This is a genomic window from Agromyces marinus, from assembly GCF_021442325.1.
GTDB lineage: Bacteria > Actinomycetota > Actinomycetes > Actinomycetales > Microbacteriaceae > Agromyces > Agromyces marinus.
In genome coordinates, this window is sequence record NZ_CP087879.1 from 92,599 (window position 1) to 107,466 (window position 14,868).

The 14,868-nt window shown below is 73.8% G+C and carries 13 protein-coding genes; 7 read left to right on the forward strand and 6 right to left on the reverse strand.

All coding sequences use genetic code 11. From position 1 onward, the window contains the following. Positions 1-115 precede the first annotated feature (115 nt). The gene (locus DSM26151_RS00480) at positions 116-937 is read left to right on the forward strand and encodes a DNA/RNA non-specific endonuclease (protein ID WP_234660441.1); all 822 of its coding nucleotides are present in this window, start codon (positions 116-118) and stop codon (positions 935-937) included. Between the two features lie 22 nt (positions 938-959). On the opposite strand, the gene DSM26151_RS00485 is transcribed toward DSM26151_RS00480, so the two are convergent. Next, positions 960-1,292, reverse strand: a complete 333-nt coding sequence (locus DSM26151_RS00485) for a hypothetical protein (protein ID WP_234660443.1) — start codon at positions 1,290-1,292, stop codon at positions 960-962. Between the two features lie 87 nt (positions 1,293-1,379). Between DSM26151_RS00485 and DSM26151_RS00490 the strand changes: the two genes are divergently transcribed. The 3 genes from DSM26151_RS00490 (at position 1,380) to DSM26151_RS00500 (ending at position 4,233) form a co-directional block, all read left to right on the forward strand. Then, positions 1,380-2,342 (forward strand): EamA family transporter, encoded by a 963-nt coding sequence (locus tag DSM26151_RS00490; RefSeq protein WP_234660444.1) that lies wholly within the window; start codon positions 1,380-1,382, stop codon positions 2,340-2,342. Between the two features lie 249 nt (positions 2,343-2,591). After that, positions 2,592-3,515 (forward strand): NAD(P)-dependent oxidoreductase, encoded by a 924-nt coding sequence (locus DSM26151_RS00495; protein WP_234660446.1) that lies wholly within the window; start codon positions 2,592-2,594, stop codon positions 3,513-3,515. Positions 3,516-3,582: 67 nt separating this feature from the next. Beyond that, entirely contained in the window at positions 3,583-4,233 is a 651-nt protein-coding gene (locus tag DSM26151_RS00500) for a hypothetical protein (RefSeq protein WP_234660447.1), read from the forward strand. A gap of 59 nt (positions 4,234-4,292) precedes the next feature. On the opposite strand, the gene DSM26151_RS00505 is transcribed toward DSM26151_RS00500, so the two are convergent. The 3 genes from DSM26151_RS00505 to pdxR all read right to left on the reverse strand — a co-directional run bounded on the left by DSM26151_RS00505 (position 4,293) and on the right by pdxR (position 9,271). Continuing rightward, entirely contained in the window at positions 4,293-5,606 is a 1,314-nt protein-coding gene (locus tag DSM26151_RS00505) for an FAD-binding oxidoreductase (protein WP_234660448.1), read from the reverse strand. 74 nt (positions 5,607-5,680) lie between these two features. Next, positions 5,681-7,834 carry a S9 family peptidase gene (locus DSM26151_RS00510; RefSeq protein ID WP_234660449.1) on the reverse strand — a complete coding sequence of 718 codons (2,154 nt, stop codon included), beginning with the start codon at positions 7,832-7,834 and terminating at the stop codon, positions 5,681-5,683. 9 nt (positions 7,835-7,843) lie between these two features. Continuing rightward, positions 7,844-9,271, reverse strand: a complete 1,428-nt coding sequence (gene pdxR, locus DSM26151_RS00515; RefSeq protein WP_234660450.1) for a MocR-like pyridoxine biosynthesis transcription factor PdxR — start codon at positions 9,269-9,271, stop codon at positions 7,844-7,846. 88 nt (positions 9,272-9,359) lie between these two features. Between pdxR and DSM26151_RS00520 the strand changes: the two genes are divergently transcribed. Both DSM26151_RS00520 and DSM26151_RS00525 read left to right on the forward strand, forming a co-directional pair. Beyond that, positions 9,360-10,013 carry a pyridoxamine 5'-phosphate oxidase family protein gene (locus DSM26151_RS00520; protein ID WP_234660451.1) on the forward strand — a complete coding sequence of 218 codons (654 nt, stop codon included), beginning with the start codon at positions 9,360-9,362 and terminating at the stop codon, positions 10,011-10,013. A gap of 100 nt (positions 10,014-10,113) precedes the next feature. Continuing rightward, positions 10,114-10,608: a glutathione peroxidase gene (locus tag DSM26151_RS00525; RefSeq protein WP_234660452.1), complete on the forward strand. Its 495-nt coding sequence runs from the start codon at positions 10,114-10,116 to the stop codon at positions 10,606-10,608. Between the two features lie 93 nt (positions 10,609-10,701). Here DSM26151_RS00525 and DSM26151_RS00530 read toward each other — a convergent pair whose 3' ends face one another. Beyond that, positions 10,702-12,222: a leucyl aminopeptidase gene (locus tag DSM26151_RS00530; protein WP_234660453.1), complete on the reverse strand. Its 1,521-nt coding sequence runs from the start codon at positions 12,220-12,222 to the stop codon at positions 10,702-10,704. 175 nt (positions 12,223-12,397) lie between these two features. Between DSM26151_RS00530 and DSM26151_RS00535 the strand changes: the two genes are divergently transcribed. Then, positions 12,398-12,925 carry a DedA family protein gene (locus DSM26151_RS00535; protein WP_234660454.1) on the forward strand — a complete coding sequence of 176 codons (528 nt, stop codon included), beginning with the start codon at positions 12,398-12,400 and terminating at the stop codon, positions 12,923-12,925. A gap of 52 nt (positions 12,926-12,977) precedes the next feature. On the opposite strand, the gene DSM26151_RS00540 is transcribed toward DSM26151_RS00535, so the two are convergent. Then, positions 12,978-14,765 carry a hypothetical protein gene (locus DSM26151_RS00540; protein ID WP_234660456.1) on the reverse strand — a complete coding sequence of 596 codons (1,788 nt, stop codon included), beginning with the start codon at positions 14,763-14,765 and terminating at the stop codon, positions 12,978-12,980. Between the last annotated feature and the right edge of the window lie 103 nt (positions 14,766-14,868).

Here is a 14,868-nt window from a genome sequence, read left to right on the forward strand (position 1 = left end):
CTCCAAGAATCCCTGTCGCCCACCTCCCTCGCCTGTAGGTCCTCCGGCTGCTTCTCCTCGTGTTCGGGTCGGTGATCAGCGCCGAATCGTCGGCGGTCCGTGCTTGGCTGGTCGCATGGCGTTCGATCCGCAGTTCCTCGGTGTCGAGGCCCCGATGCCCGCGCCGTCCGAGGCGGGCGCCGCGACATCCGTCGAACTCGACTACCTGCACTTCGCCGTGGTGCTCGACACCGGCCGCCGATTCGCGCGCATCACGGGCGTGAATATCGACGGCGACCTGCTCGTCGACGTTCCGCGCGGCGACGCCTGGCGGTTCGACGATCGCATTCCCGAGGCGTGGCAGGCGGGGCCCGAGGTCTACGCCCGCAACGACCTCGACCGCGGCCACCTCGTGCGGCGCCGCGACCCGGTCTGGGGCCCGCCCGAGGTCGCCCGGCGCGCGAACGACGACACCTTCCGCTACCCGAACGCGGCGCCCCAGCAGGCCGAGTTCAACCAGTCCCTCGAACTCTGGAACGGCCTCGAAGACCACGTGCTCGAGTACGCCGAAGTGCACCGCCACCGGCTCAGCGTCTTCACGGCGCCCGTGCTCGACCCCGACGACCCGCCGTACCGCGGCATCCGCATCCCGCTCCGGTTCGTGAAGGTCGTCGCGTGGCGCTCGGGCGACGACCTCGCGACCGCCGGGTTCCTGCTCGACCAGTCGCCCCTCGTCGACGTCGAGGCGCGTGAACGCGCCCGCATCGCCGCGGGCGCGACGGCCGTGCCCGACCTCGGCCCGTTCCGCACCTTCCAGGTGCCGGTCGCCGAGATCGCGGCCGCGACCGGTCTCGAGATGCCGCTGCTCGTCGCCGCCGACCGGATGCCGCGCACCCTCGCCGTCGAGGGCCCGCGCCCGATCCTCCACCCGGGCGACCTCATGCTCGGGGGGCGGTGAGCGGAGCCGTCCGCGTCCCGGCTCAGGCCGTCGAGGCGGGCGCGGGAACCGGCGCGACGCGCGCCGACCACGTCGAGGCGTCGCGGGCCATCGTCCACGGCTCGGTGCGACGCAGGCCGTGGCATCCGAGCACGACCTTGGCGACCCCGTCGGCGAGGTCCCGCGACGACGGCGGGTTGACGCGCCGCAACTCGTCGAGGCTGAACGCGTCGACCGCGATCGGTTCGAGGCCGCCGGCGGCGTAGAGCAGCAGGTCCCAGGACTCGACGTCGTCGGTGACCACCACGCGCCGCAGCTCGACCCGCCCCGCGTGCTGCACCTCGTCGTCCGTCAGGCTTCCGAATGGCTTGGTCATCGCGCACCCCTGATCACAGCAAACCCCAGCCGGAGGCCGGTCGGCGACAGGTCCGGGGGCGAGTCGCACAGCGCGTATCGTCGTCTCGTGATCGACGAGACCGACCCGGGCCGGGCCGACGCCGCCCTCGGCCGACGCCGGTTCGCCGGCGCGGCGACCCAGCTCGGCACCGAGGTGTCGATCAACTTCGGCTCCTCGCTGGCCGGCCTCGTGATCCCGGTCGTCGGGTCGTTCGTCGTCGTCGCCGTCCGGCAGCTCGTGATGGCGGCCGCGGTGCTGCCGTTCTACCGACCGAAGCGCGCCGAGATGACCTGGCGGCGCCTGCGCCCCGCGATCGCGCTCGGCGTCGTCCTCGCGGTCATGAACGTGGCCTTCTACGAATCCGTCGACCGGCTCGGGCTCGGCGTCGCGGCGACGATCGAGTTCCTCGGCCCGCTCTCGATCGCGCTGTTCACGTCGCGCCGTGTGCTCGACGCGGCCTGCGCGGTCGCGGCGGGCGGGGGCGTGTTCCTGCTCATCGGTCCGGGACTCGGGTCGGGGCACGGCGGGGTGGATGCCGCAGGCGCGGCATCCACGGGCGTGGACCCCATCGGCCTGCTGCTCGCCCTGACCGCGGCCGCCGCGTGGGCCGCGTACATCCTGCTGACCCGCCGGGTCGCGACGAGGCTTCCCGGGCTCGAGGGGCTCACGGTCGCGAGCCTCGTGAGCCTGGCGCTGCTGCTGCCCGCCGCGATCTGGACGTTCGACGCGTCCGTCGTCGACTGGCGCGTGCTCGGGCTCATCCTCGGGGTCGGCGTGCTGAGCTCGGCGCTGCCGTACAGCCTCGACACGTACATCCTCCGACGCATCACTCCGCGCCTCTACGCGATCATCACGAGCTTCGGGCCGGTCATCGCGGCAGTGTTCGGCGTGCTCGTGCTCGGCGAGTCGTTCACCCCGCTCGAAGCGGTCGCGATCGTGGTCGTGTGCGGGGCCGCGGCGCTCGCCCTCGCCACCCAGCGCGACCGCCCGGTGAGCGATCTCGAGGCGACCGCCCGCACCATCCCCTGACCCGCGACCCGCGACCCGCACCCGCGACCCGCACCCGCGACCCGCACCTTCCGTCGAGTGATACCCCTCCCGCCGAGAGATGTCGTTGCAGCGGTATCTCTCGGCGAGACGGGTATCTCTCGCGGGGGCCACTCGACGGGAGGGGTATCTCTCGGCGGGGTGTCGGCCGGCGGGGTGGGGTCGTAGCGTGGAGGGTGCGCGGAGGGGCGCGCGGCGACGGGGCCGCGCGCGGCGCGCGAGGAGGACGCGATGGCCGTGATCGGGTGGATCGGACTCGGGCACATGGGTGCTCCCATGGCGGCGCACCTGGTTGCAGCAGGTCACGAGGTCGTGGGCTTCGACGTCGATGCCGGGATGGCCGAGCGAGCGGCGGAGTCCGGCGTGCAGATCGTGGCGGATGCCGCGGCCGCGGCCCGCGACGCCGACGCCGTGTTCACGTCCCTCCCGCGGTCGGAGCATTCGCGCGAGGTGCTGATCGGCAGCGCGGACGAGGGCGTGTTCGACGTCGCGCACGCCGACGCGCTCGTGCTCGACACGTCGACGGTCGACGTCGCCACGTCGCGCGCGTGCCATGATGCCGCGGCGGCCCGCGGCATCCGCTTCGTCGACGCCCCGGTGTCGGGCGGCATCGCCGGCGCGCACGCGGGTTCGCTCACCTTCATGCTCGGCGGCGAGGCCGACGCGACCGCGGATGCCGCGGCGCTCGTCCGGCCGATGGCGGGGCACGTCTTCGAGGTCGGGGGCCCGACCGCCGGGATCGCGGCGAAGCTCGCGAACAACCTCATGCTCTTCATCACGTTGCAGGCCGCGTCCGAGGGCGCGCGTCTCGCGGATGCGCTCGGGCTCGACCCGGTCGTGTTCCACGACCTCGCGACGGTGTCGTCGGGCGACTCGTGGCCCCTGCGCACGTGGTATCCCGTTCCGGGCGTGGTCGAGACGAGCCCGGCGAACCGGAACTTCGAGGCGACGTTCACCACGCGCCTGGCCGAGAAGGACCTCTCGTACGCGCTCGCCGCGGGCGAGGAGGCGGGACTCGACCTCGCGGTGGGCCGGCTCGCGATGGAGCGGTTCGCCCGCCTCATCGACGACGGGTACGGCGATCGCGACTGCAGCCTGGTGGTGAGGTACGTCGGGCGCGACGGGTCGACGCCAGGCTTCGACCCGGGGGCCTGAGCGCCGGCGGGGGGCCCTCGAAGGCCGGTTCCGGATACGCTCGGAGAGTCGACGCGAGGAGGTGCGGATGCGTGGATTCCGGTGGCCGTGGCAGCGCCCGCGCACGCGCGTCAAGATGGCACCCTTCGACAGCGCCCGCCTGCCGCGGACGCGCGAGGTCTCGTTCGACGAGATGCTCGAGGAAGGCCTGCTCATGGCCGAATCGGCCGGGCGGATGGCGCTGAAGAACCGGCTCATCGTCCGCGCGCTCCGCGGCGACGAACCGCTCGCCGACGAGGCCGCAGCGGCGGCCGCGCGCGACGTCCTGTACGAGCTCGTGCAGGAGGCCGACGAGGTCGCGGAGCACGTCGCCGAGGAGCGCGAGGCCGCGCGCAAGCGCGAGGGTCGCTCGGAGCACCAGCACGACTACCACCGCGACGACCTGTTGAACCTGCGCCGACGGGAGAAGGTGCACGCGGCGGTCGCGAAGGAGCTGTGGACGCGCCGTTCCGACGACGCCTACATCGCGCGGATGGTCGATCGGGCGCGAGAGGATGCGTGGGGCGAGCTCGGCGCCGCGATCGAGCAGGCCCTCGACCGCACCTGGGCACGCTACGACGAGGAGCCGGACTACGCGGTGCGCCGTGGCGACCGCATGGCGTTCGTGGGCGAGGACCTCAGGCGCGACCTCGCCCGCATCGAGGCGCAGCGCGCCGTCGAGGCGATCCCGGAGTACTGAAGCGCGTCGCGCGCGGTCGGCGAGCCCCGTCACGCGGCCCGCCCGCCCCGGCCCGCCGCCTACGGCGTGATGTGGTGGCTCGCCCGGAACACGTCGTGCGGGTCGACCTCGCGCTTGATGGCGCGCAGCCGCGCGAGCGTGACGGGCGGGAAGATCTCGGTGACGACGTCGTCGCCGAACTCCGGGGTGAAGTTCGCGTAGCGCCCGGTCGTGAACGCGACCGCTTCGTCGATGCCCACGGCCGCCGCGGCGCGCAGCTCGGGCCCCGCATCGAGCGGCACGAGGCGGTTCACGGCGACGAGCGCCTGCCCGTCGCGCTGCGCGATGGCCGTGGCATCCGCCGGGACCCGCGAGAAGGCCCCGCCGAGCGCCCGCAGCAGCAGCATCGTCGGCACCTCGCTCTCGAGGGTGGCCGCGAACGCGTCGAGCGCGGCCTCCGACAGGTCGGGTGCGAAGCCGTTGCCGCCCACGAAGTCGAACGGCGGCTTGCCGGGCGGGGCGTCTTCGAGGAGGTCGCCGTAGGCGACCGGGCCGAGTGAGACGTCGGCGACCGACGGCAGCGAGAGCAGCGGCTCGAGCAGGCGCCGCAGCTCGGCTTCCGCCCCCTGCAACGCGACCGAGAGCTGCGGACCGGCGGGCACCTCGGGCATGAGCGCCGGCATCACGAGCAGCGTCGAGTTGAGCCCATCCGGTGCGTCGCGCATGACGTCGCGCCATGCACCGAGCACCGTGCGCTCGTCGGACTGGTCGAACCGGACGTGCCCGCCGACGAGTCCGCTCACGTCGGCGGCCTGCAGCGTGAACCGGGTGGCGATGCCGAAGTTGCCGCCGCCGCCGCGGAGCGCCCAGAACAGGTCGGGATGCGAGTGCGCGTTCACGGTCAGGACCTCGCCGGTCGCGGTGACGAGTTCGACCTCGCGAAGGGCGTCGACGGTCAGGCCGTGGGTGCGCACGAGCCAGCCGATGCCGCCGCCGAGCACGAGCCCGCCGACCCCCACGTCGCGCGTGTCGCCCGAGGTGATGCCGAGCCCGTGCGGTGCGAGCGCCGCCGCGACGTCGCCCCAGTGCGCGCCCGCCCCGACGTGGACGACGCCGTCGGCGCCGACCTCGATCGCGGCGAGGTCGGACAGGTCGACGACGACGCCCCCCGTGACCGGATCGGATCCGTGCCCGCCCGAACGGACGGTGAACGCGACGCCCGCCGCGACGGCGGACCGCACGGCCAGGCCGACCTCGGAGGCCGACCCCGGCCGCACGACCGCATCCGGCGTGCCCTGGCCCGCGAAGACGTGCGCGCCGGCCTCGTACTCGGTGGAGCCGGGTGCGTGCACGCGCCCCGGCATCCGCTCACTCAGTTCGCTGACGAACGACATGGGGGTCAGTCTGGCGGCGGCCTCCGACATCCGCCACCCCGCCGGCGTTGCCGGCCGCGGCCCGGCAGCGTCGCCTACTCGCCGCTCGGGTGGGCCCCGGCGGCGTCGATGATCCACGCGTTGGCGAACGCCCGCTCGCGCCACGCCGCATACCGGCCCGAGACGCCGCCGTGGCCGGCCGCCATCTCGACCTTCAGCAGCGGGTCGGCGCCGACCTCGCGCAGCTTCGCGACCCACTTCGCCGGCTCGACGTAGAGCACGCGGGTGTCGTTGAGCGAGGTGATCGCGAGGATCCGCGGGTAGGTCACGGGGTGCACGTTCTCGTACGGCGAGTACGACTTCATGTACGCGTACACCTCGGGGTCGTCGAGCGGGTTGCCCCACTCGTCCCACTCGATGACCGTGAGCGGCAGCGACGGGTCGAGGATCGAGGTCAGCGGGTCGACGAACGGCACCTCGGCGACGATGCCCGCGAACAGCCTCGGCGCGAGGTTCGCGACCGCGCCCATGAGCAGCCCGCCCGCCGAGCCGCCCTGGGCGACGAGGTGATCCGGCGTCGTGACGTCGCGGTCGATGAGGTGCTCGGCCGCTGCGATGAAGTCGGTGAACGTGTGCTTCTTGTGCAGCTGCTTGCCGTTGTCGTACCAGCGGCGACCCATCTCGCCGCCGCCGCGCACGTGCGCGACCGCGAAGACCATGCCCCGGTCGAGCAGCGAGAGCCGGGGGATGCCGAAGCCCGGGTCGATCGCGTGCTCGTACGAGCCGTAGCCGTACAGCAGGGTCGGGGCGGGCTCGCCGAGGGTCACCAGGTCGTGGCGGTACACGAGCGAGATCGGCACCTTGGTGCCGTCGGGCGCCGTCGCCCACTCGCGCTTCTGCGCGTAGCGCTCCGGGTGGTAGTCGCCCAGCACCGGCTGCTGCTTGCGTACGGTGCGCTCGCCGGATGCCACGTCGATGTCGATCACGGTCGACGGCGTGACGAAGCTGCCGTAGCCGATCCGCAGGCTCGGCTGCGCCCAGTCGGGGTTCGCTCCGACGCCGACCGAGCAGAGCTCCTCGTCGAAGGCGAGCTCGTGCAGGGTGTCGTCGGGCGTGGCATCCGCCGGCAGGCCCTGCGGGGGCACCTTCGCGATCGCGACCCGCGGAAGCCCGTCGCGCCGGTACTCGAGCGCGACGAAGTCGCGGAAGGCGTGCACCCCCTCGATGCGCATGCGCGGGTCGTGGGGCAGGAGCATCCGCCGGGCACCCTGCGGGTCGTCGGCGGCGACGCTCACGAGCTCGAAGTCGACCGCGTCGCCCTCGTTGTGCACGATGAGCAGGCGGTCCTTGCCGCCCGCGACGACGTGCTCGACGTCGTACTCCACGCCGTCGCGCCGCGGCCACACGACGCGGAACTCGCCGGTCGGGTCGTCGGCGCGAAGGAGCCGGGTCTCGGTGGTCACGTGCGAGCCGGCCTCGATCGCGAGGAACGAGCGGCTGCGGGTGAGCCCGACCCCGAGCCAGAACCGCTCGTCGGGCTCGTGGAACACCTTCACGTCGTCGGATGCCGGGGTGCCGATCTCGTGCCGCCACACGGTGTCGGGCCGCCAGGCGTCGTCGACGGTCGTGTAGAAGACGTAGCGCCCGCTCGGGTCGAACAGCGCGCCCGCCGCGGTGCCGGGGATCTCGTCGTCGAGCTCGATGCCGGTCGAGGAGCGTTCGGCGTCGCCGAGGTCGCGGAACCGGATGGTGTACCGCTCGTCGCCCTCGACGTCGACGCCGAACAGCAGCGTCGAGCCGTCGCTCGACACATCGAAGCTGCCGAGCGCGAAGAACTCGTGGCCGGTCGCCTCGACGTTGTCGTCGAGCAGGATCTGCTCACCGGGCAGCGGCGAGCCGTCCTCCGGGATCGCGGGCGGGTCCCAGTCGTCGGCGGAGCGCACCGCCACCCGGCAGTGGATCGCGTACTGCAGCCCCTCGACCGTGCGGGCGTAGTACCACCAGTCGCCCTCGCGCGTGGGGACGCTGAGGTCGGTCTCCTTCGTGCGGTGCTTGACCTCCTCGAAGAGCTGCTCCTGGAGCAGCGAGAGATGCTTGGTCTTCGCCTTGGTGTAGGCGTTCTCCTGCTCGAGCAGTGCGATGACCGCCGGGTCGTCCTTGTCGCGCAACCACTCGTAGTGGTCGATCACCACGTCGCCGTGGTGGCTGCGTTCGGTCGGTCGTTTCTCGGTCACCGGAGGAGTCAGCACGGGTCAACGCTACGCCGCCGCCTCGACCGCTGCACGCAGTCGGGGGAGTGCGCCTGCCAGTTGCGAGTCGGTCGGCGAGCCGTAGCCGAAGACGATGCCGTGCGGGCCGTCGCCGCCGACGGCCGCGTAGTCGGCGAGCGACGCGACCGCGATGCCCTCGCCGGCGAGCCGCTCGACCACGGCCGTCGCCGCACGCTCGGAGGTGAGCCGGATCACCGCGTGCAGACCGCCGTCGAGTCCTGAGAGCGGGGCGTGGCGGATGCCGCCGAGCGCCGCCTGCACGAGCCGGCGCCGGTGCGCGTAGTCGCGTCGCACGGCGGCGATGTGGCGGCGGAGTGCGCCCGACGCGAGCAGTTCGGCGACGGCCTCCTGTGCGATTCCGGGCACGGGAGTCGTCTCGTCGTCGCGCACGGCGGCGATGGCTTCGCGCAAGCGCGGGTTCGGCGGCAGCACGAGGTAGCCGAGCCGCAGCGACGGCGTGAGCACCTTCGACAGGCTGCCGATGAGGATCGCGCGCCCCGACCGGTCGAGCGAGGCGAGTGCGGGAAGCGGCGGACCGACGTGGCGGAACTCGCTGTCGTAGTCGTCCTCCAGCACGAGGGCATCGACGTGCTCCGCCCAGTCGAGCAGCGCCAGCCGGGAGGCGACCGGCAGGCGGCCGCCGAGGGGGTACTGGTGGCTCGGCGTGACCATGACGGCGTGCGGGGGCGGGCGGATGCCGCGCAGCGCGCCGAGGTCGATGCCGTCCTCGTCGACCGGCACGGCCGCGGTCGTGCCGCGCCGCTCGAGGATCCGACGCGCGGACGGGTAGCCCGGGTGTTCGACGGCGACGCGCGGGGCGGCATCCGTCATGATCTGCAGAGCGGATGCCACGAGCGCGACCGCATCGCTGGTTCCCGCGGTGACGACCACGTCGTCCGGTTCGCACGCGAGGCCGCGCGCGTGCCGCAGGTGGTCGGCGAGTTCGGCGCGGAGCCGCGGCGCGCCGAATCCTGCGGGGATGTCGCCCGGCACGGGCGTCGCGGCGGCTCGCCGCCAGGCCGCCCGCCACGCGCGTTCGTCGATGCGTGCGGTCGACGGCAGCCCCGGCCGCAGGTCGAGCAGTCGAGCCCCCGTGACGACAGACGCTGCGGGTTGCGGCGCCCGGGGACCCGCAACGACTGTCGTCACGGGGCTCTGGGCGTGGGCCAGACGCTGGGCGACGCGCGGGGCGGCGCCCTGGCGGAGCTCGAGGTAGCCCTCGCCGGCGAGCTGGTCGTATGCGGCGGTCACGGTGCTGCGCGAGACCCCGAGTTCGGAGGCGAGCCCGCGGGTGGACGGGACCGGGTCGCCGGAGCGCAGGCGACCGTCGAGGATGCCGTGGCGCAGGCCCTCCACGATCTGCACGCCGATCGGCCGGCGATCGTGTCGATCGATCGCGAGCAGTGGTCCGTCCATCCCGCCTCCCGGGAGCACCCTAGTGGACTGCCTGATTGAGCGGAAACTGGACCAGGCATCAGTCCAGTACCGACTCCATGATGGCCTCATGAACACCGCAGCAGTCGCGCCCCCGCGCCGCCTCCGCCGCCTGCCCGACCGGGAGACGAGCGACCGCCTCGCCCTGGACGACCTCCTCGACGCCGAACTCGTCGGCCACCTCGCCGTGGCCGTCGACGGCGTGCCCGTCGTCGTCCCGATGGGGTACGCGCGCGTCGACCGCCACCTCGTCCTGCACGGCTCGACCGGGGGTGGATTCGCGCTGCGGGCGGCATCCGCTCGCACGCCCGTCGCCTTCGCCGTCACGGCACTCGACGGACTCGTCTACGCGCGGTCCCTCTTCGACAGCTCCATGAACTACCGCAGCGTCACCGTGAAGGGGGTGCTCGAGGCCGTCCCGGCCGATGAGGAGGAGGCCGCCCTGCTCGCGCTCTCCGAGCGGCTCATGCCCGGCCGCCCGGCCGAGGTCCGCGACACCCGGCGGAAGGAGGTCGCGGCGACGCGGGTGCTGCGGCTGGCGCTCGACGACGTCGTCATGAAGCAGCGCGCCGGCGGGCCCTCCGAGGAGCCGGACGACGGCGAGGACCACACGCAGTGGGCGGGCGTGCTGCCGCTCGAGCGGCGATGGGGTGCGCCGATCCCGTCGGCCCTCACGCCGGCGGGCACCGCCGTGCCCGCCTCGGTCGCCGCGCTCGCGCGCTGAATCGGGCCGTCGCCCGGGTCCGAACCTGAACGCGCGCTCGGCATCGGCCGCGCCGTCGCGGGTAGGCTGGTCGGCACGACCCGAAGGAGCGCTGACGCGAATGACCCGGCTCGAAGAGATCCCGTTCCAGACCATGACGGGCGAGACCCGCACCCTCGCCGACTGGGCCGGCCAGGTCCGGCTCGTCGTCAACGTCGCGTCCCGCTGCGGGCTGTCGCCCCAGTACGAGCAGCTCGAGCAGCTCCAGCGCACCTACGGCGACCGCGGGTTCACCGTGCTGGGCTTCCCGAGCAACCAGTTCCTGCAGGAACTGGCCAGCAACGAGGCGGTCAGCGAGTACTGCTCGACCACGTGGGGCGTGACCTTCCCGATCTTCGATCGCGTCCGGGTGAACGGCCGCAAGGAGCATCCGCTCTACGCCGAGCTCAAGCAGGCGACGGATGCCGACGGCAAGGCCGGCCGGGTCACCTGGAACTTCGAGAAGTTCCTCGTGCTGCCCTCGGGGGAGGTGCGCCGGTTCCGGCCGCAGACCGTGCCCGACGCTCCCGAGGTCGTCGACGCGATCGAGGCCGCACTGCCGATCCGCAAGGACTGACACCGACTCGGCCGGGCGCTCGGAGGGGGTCGAACGCGGTATGCCGCGACCTGCCCGCGCCGACGCCCGGATCCCGTTCGCTCAGCGCGGCGCTCACCCGACCGGCGCGAACCCCCGTGCCAGATCGAGCAGCAGGCGCGCCCCGTACCCGGTGGCACCCTTCGACCGCCACGAGTCGTCGCCCTCCGACGCCATCGTGCCGGCGATGTCGAGATGGGCCCACGGCGTCTCGCCGACGAACTCGGCCAGGAACAGTGCCGCGGTCGTCGCCCCGGCGTTCGGGCCGCCGATGTTGGCGATGTCTGCGACATCCGAGTCCAACTGCTTGCGGTACTTCTTCACGAGCGGGAACTGCCAGGTGAGTTCGTCGGTGGCCTGGCCCGACGCGACGAGGCGGTCGATGAGCGCCTGGCTCGTGCCGAGCACGACCGAGTGCGATTCGCCGAGCGCGCGCATGGCGGTTCCGGTGAGGGTCGCGATGTCGACGATGGCGTCGACGCCGGCTTCCGTGGCGAGCACGAGTCCGTCCATGAGCACGAGTCGCCCCTCGGCGTCGGTGTTCTTGACCTCGACGGTCCTGCCGCCCCGTGCGGTGAGCACGTCGCCGAGCTTGTAGGCCGAGCCCGACGGCATGTTGTCGGTGCACATGAGCCAGGCGGAGACCTTCGACCTCGCGCCGAGGTCGCGGAGCGCCGTGAGCGCGCCCAGGACGGCGGCGGCGCCGCCCATGTCCATCTTCATGAGCAGGTGGGACGGATCGCTCGGCTTCAGGCTGATGCCGCCCGAGTCGTACATGATGCCCTTGCCGACCAGGCCCAGGTGCCCGGTCGCATCGCCGTCCGGGGCGTAGCGCAGCACGAGCATCCGCGGCTCTTCCGCGCTGGCGGCGTTGACGCCGAGGATCCCGCCGCACCCGAGTTCGACGAGCCGTTCCCGGTCGAACACCTCGACCTCGAATCCGAACCTGCCCCCGAGGGTCTCCGCGACGTCGGCGAGGTCGGTCGCGGTCAGGTGACTCGGCGGCGTGTTGGCCAGGTCGCGTGCGATCGCGGTCGCGCGGGCGGAGACGACGCCCTCGGCGGCGCCGGCGGATGCCGCGGCGCGATCGGCGCCGTCGATGCGCAGCTCCACGCGCTCGAGCCGGGGCTCTCGGGCCTCGGCCTTGAGGGCGTCGTAGCGGTACCGGCCGAGCAGCACGCCCTCCACGAGCGCGCGGCCGGCGGCCGCGGCATCCGCTTCGCCCGTCGACGGCACCTGGAACCCGACCGCTGCCGCCTTCGGCGCCGCACGCACGAACGTCGCCGCGGCGTCTCGCAGCGCGGCATCCGTCGTCTCGTCGGCGTCCCCGCCGCCGACGAGGACCGTGAGCGACCCACCGGGCTGCGGCAGGGCCAGGGTCTGGCCGGGCTTCGCCTCGAAGCCGAGGCGCGCGAGTCCGTCGCGGTCGAACCCGACTCCGTCGGGAAGCGGACCGGCATCGTGCACGAGCACCCCGACGGCATCGAGCCCTGCGCCGAACTCGCCGACGACGGATGCCACGACGCCGTCGTGCGCCTCGAGCGAGGGGATGGGGGAGAACCCCTCGGGAATGACCTTGACCGGATTGCGAACCATGACCTGCCTCCACGTCGTCCGGTTCCGACCGTATCCCGATTCGCCCTCACGGGGGTGACGAATCGGTCCCGGGCCCGCGCTGCGGCGGTGGCCGACTAGAATCGGAGGGACCCACGACCGCGACGTCCGGGCGGTCGGCCGCCCGCTGCGGTCGGCGACAGTGACTGGTGATGCGGTGGAGATCTTCGAAGGCTGGCCCCTCCCGGCGGCGATCGGCACCCTGTTCGTGATCGTGCTCCTCCGCGCCGGCGGGACGTACGCGCTCGGGCGAGGATCGCGCGCGGGCGTGAAGCGGTTGCTCGAACGTCGCGGCCGCATGGGCCCGGCGCTCGCCCGGGCGGAGGCCGTCGTCGACCGGTACGGCGCACCCGTCGTCGCGCTCTCCTTCCTCACGGTCGGCTTCCAGACCGCGGTGAACCTCGCGGCGGGCGTCATGCGGATGCCCCTCATCAGGTACCTCCCCGCGCTCGTGATCGGCGGGGCCGCCTGGGCGACGATGTACGGCGTGCTCGGACTCGCGACGATCAACGCGATCATCCAGGCGGCCCAGCGCGACCCGGTCGCCGCGATCGTCAGCGTGCTCGCCGTGATCGCGCTGTTCGTGCTCATCGACGTCGCGACGCGCAAGGCCCGGGCGATCTCCGCACGGCATGCGGCGGCGGTCGAGCCCGTGCTGCCGGAGGAGCCCGGAGCGGCGGAGTAGCCGAGCCCGACGGAGGAGCCGGGCCCGACCGCGGAGCCGAGCCCGACCGCGATCAGTCGCGGGGCGCTGCCTCTCGCCGCACGTTCCGCGTCTGCGAAGCGTCGAGGGCGTCGGCCCGGGACCGCGCGAGGCCGCCGTCGGGTTCGCCCGCGGCGAGCAGGCTCGAGGTCGCGACGACCGAGAGGTGGTTGATCGATCCGCGGACGGTGAAGTTCGCCGTGCCGTCCTCGCCGATCACGCCCTCGATCAGCGGTGACGTGCGGTCGAAGATCGTGAACCCGGTGCCGGGCGGGCCCGTGACGACGAGCGTGCGCCATCCGTTCGCCCCGGGCTCGCCGGCATCGAAGGCCAGACCGGGTGCGCCCGGTTCCGCAGGCTCGACGACCGGGTCCGCCGGCCCGCTGCCCTCGCCGCGATCGGGCTCCGGCACCGAGGGGGTCGAGGTGGGTGCTTCGGTCTGCGCATCCTCGGCGCCCCCGCCCGTCTGCCCGTCGTCCGAATCCGGCGTGGTCACCGGCCCGTCCGGTGTCGCCGGCGGCGCCGGCGCTTCGGCATCGGGGCTCGGCGCCGGGTCGGGGGTGCCGGGAACCTCGGTGGTCCGCACCTCCGGCAGGGACGAACCGGGCGCAGCGGCCATGACGTCGGTCGAGGCCGATCCCGCCGCGTCCCGGGCATCGAGGCCGCTCGGCCCGCCGGCGACCACGGCGACGACGAGCGCGGCCGCGGCCGATGCGGCGAGCGTCGACAGGCCGGTGATGAGGAACCCGCGCGGCACGCGCCGCGCCCCGCCCGAGAGGGCGGCGGCGGGAAGAGGCGCCGGGGCTCGGCCCGCGGCAGCCGGGGCCGCTCCGGCGGATGCCGCGGCTGCCGGAGCCACGGGAACCGGCGCTGCCGGCAAACCCGGGAAGGCCGGGGAGCCCGAGGTCGGGCCGCCGTCGGCGCCGATCACCGTGGCCGCGCCGATGGCGGGGATCGCAGCGGACAACGGGATCGCAGCCAGGGGCGGCCGCGAGGCACCGGTCCGCGTGGCCTCGAGGAACGCGATGCCCGACGCCCCGCCGAGCACGAGCAGCGGGAGCAGGCCGACCAGTCGGTGAGCGAGGTCCGGGACCGGGAGCGCCGCCGCGCGGCATCCGGCGCAGGCATCGACATGCGTGCGGATGCGACGGGCGATCGGACGCCCCGCGGTCGGCGCCGCCCGCAGGGACGACAGCACCTCGGCGCAGTCCGAACCCGGAGGCGATGCGGCCAGACGCTGACGCACCCATGCGTCCCGGAGGCCCGAACGCGCGCCGCCCGCGAGGCGGTCGGCCTCGTCGGTCGTGCACCCGAACGCGGCGCCGAGCTCGGTCGGGGGGAGCCCGTCGATCTCGGCCATCCAGAGCGCCTCCTGGGAGGAGACCGGCAGCGAGGCGTACGCCGTCGCGATCGCGCCGCCGTCGCGAAGCCCGTTCGGCAGGTCGTCGCGGTACCAGTCCTCCGGCGCGAGCAGCGGCGGCCGTGCACCCGGGTTCGCGCCGCCCCGGCCGTCGGCGGCGGCCGCCGCCTCGCGCACGGCTGCGAGCACGTGCGGGCGGAGCGCGCCGACCCGCGCGTTCGGTTCGTGCACCCACGACATGAGCATCGTCTCGGCCGCCCGGACGACGACCTCGACCTCTGCGGAGCCCGGAGTCGCGCCCGCCGCGGCGACCGCGGCCGATTCGTGCCGGTGCCACAGCCTCGCTGCGGCGAAGCCGTCGCCCGCCCGCGCGGAGACGATGAGGGCGGCGTCGCTGGGGGTCTCGACGACGGGCAGTGCGAGCGGCGAGGTGGCCGGATGGCCGCCGTGCGCGTCGGGCACGTGCACTCCTCTCGTCGCGCCGGCGTCTCGGTGCGCGCGGCCTGCGGCGCGGCGCGCCGGGGAACTCGGGTCGCCTGGGCGGCGGGCGGATGCCCGGACCGGT

Coding starts and splice junctions, on each gene's coding strand:
- DSM26151_RS00480 (WP_234660441.1), top strand. CDS start 116: ATGGCGTTCGATCCGCAGTTCCTCGGTGTCGAGGCCCCGATGCCCGCG.
- DSM26151_RS00485 (WP_234660443.1), bottom strand. CDS start 1,292: ATGACCAAGCCATTCGGAAGCCTGACGGACGACGAGGTGCAGCACGCG.
- DSM26151_RS00495 (WP_234660446.1), top strand. CDS start 2,592: ATGGCCGTGATCGGGTGGATCGGACTCGGGCACATGGGTGCTCCCATG.
- DSM26151_RS00500 (WP_234660447.1), top strand. CDS start 3,583: ATGCGTGGATTCCGGTGGCCGTGGCAGCGCCCGCGCACGCGCGTCAAG.
- DSM26151_RS00505 (WP_234660448.1), bottom strand. CDS start 5,606: ATGTCGTTCGTCAGCGAACTGAGTGAGCGGATGCCGGGGCGCGTGCAC.
- pdxR (WP_234660450.1), bottom strand. CDS start 9,271: ATGGACGGACCACTGCTCGCGATCGATCGACACGATCGCCGGCCGATC.
- DSM26151_RS00520 (WP_234660451.1), top strand. CDS start 9,360: ATGAACACCGCAGCAGTCGCGCCCCCGCGCCGCCTCCGCCGCCTGCCC.
- DSM26151_RS00525 (WP_234660452.1), top strand. CDS start 10,114: ATGACCCGGCTCGAAGAGATCCCGTTCCAGACCATGACGGGCGAGACC.
- DSM26151_RS00530 (WP_234660453.1), bottom strand. CDS start 12,222: ATGGTTCGCAATCCGGTCAAGGTCATTCCCGAGGGGTTCTCCCCCATC.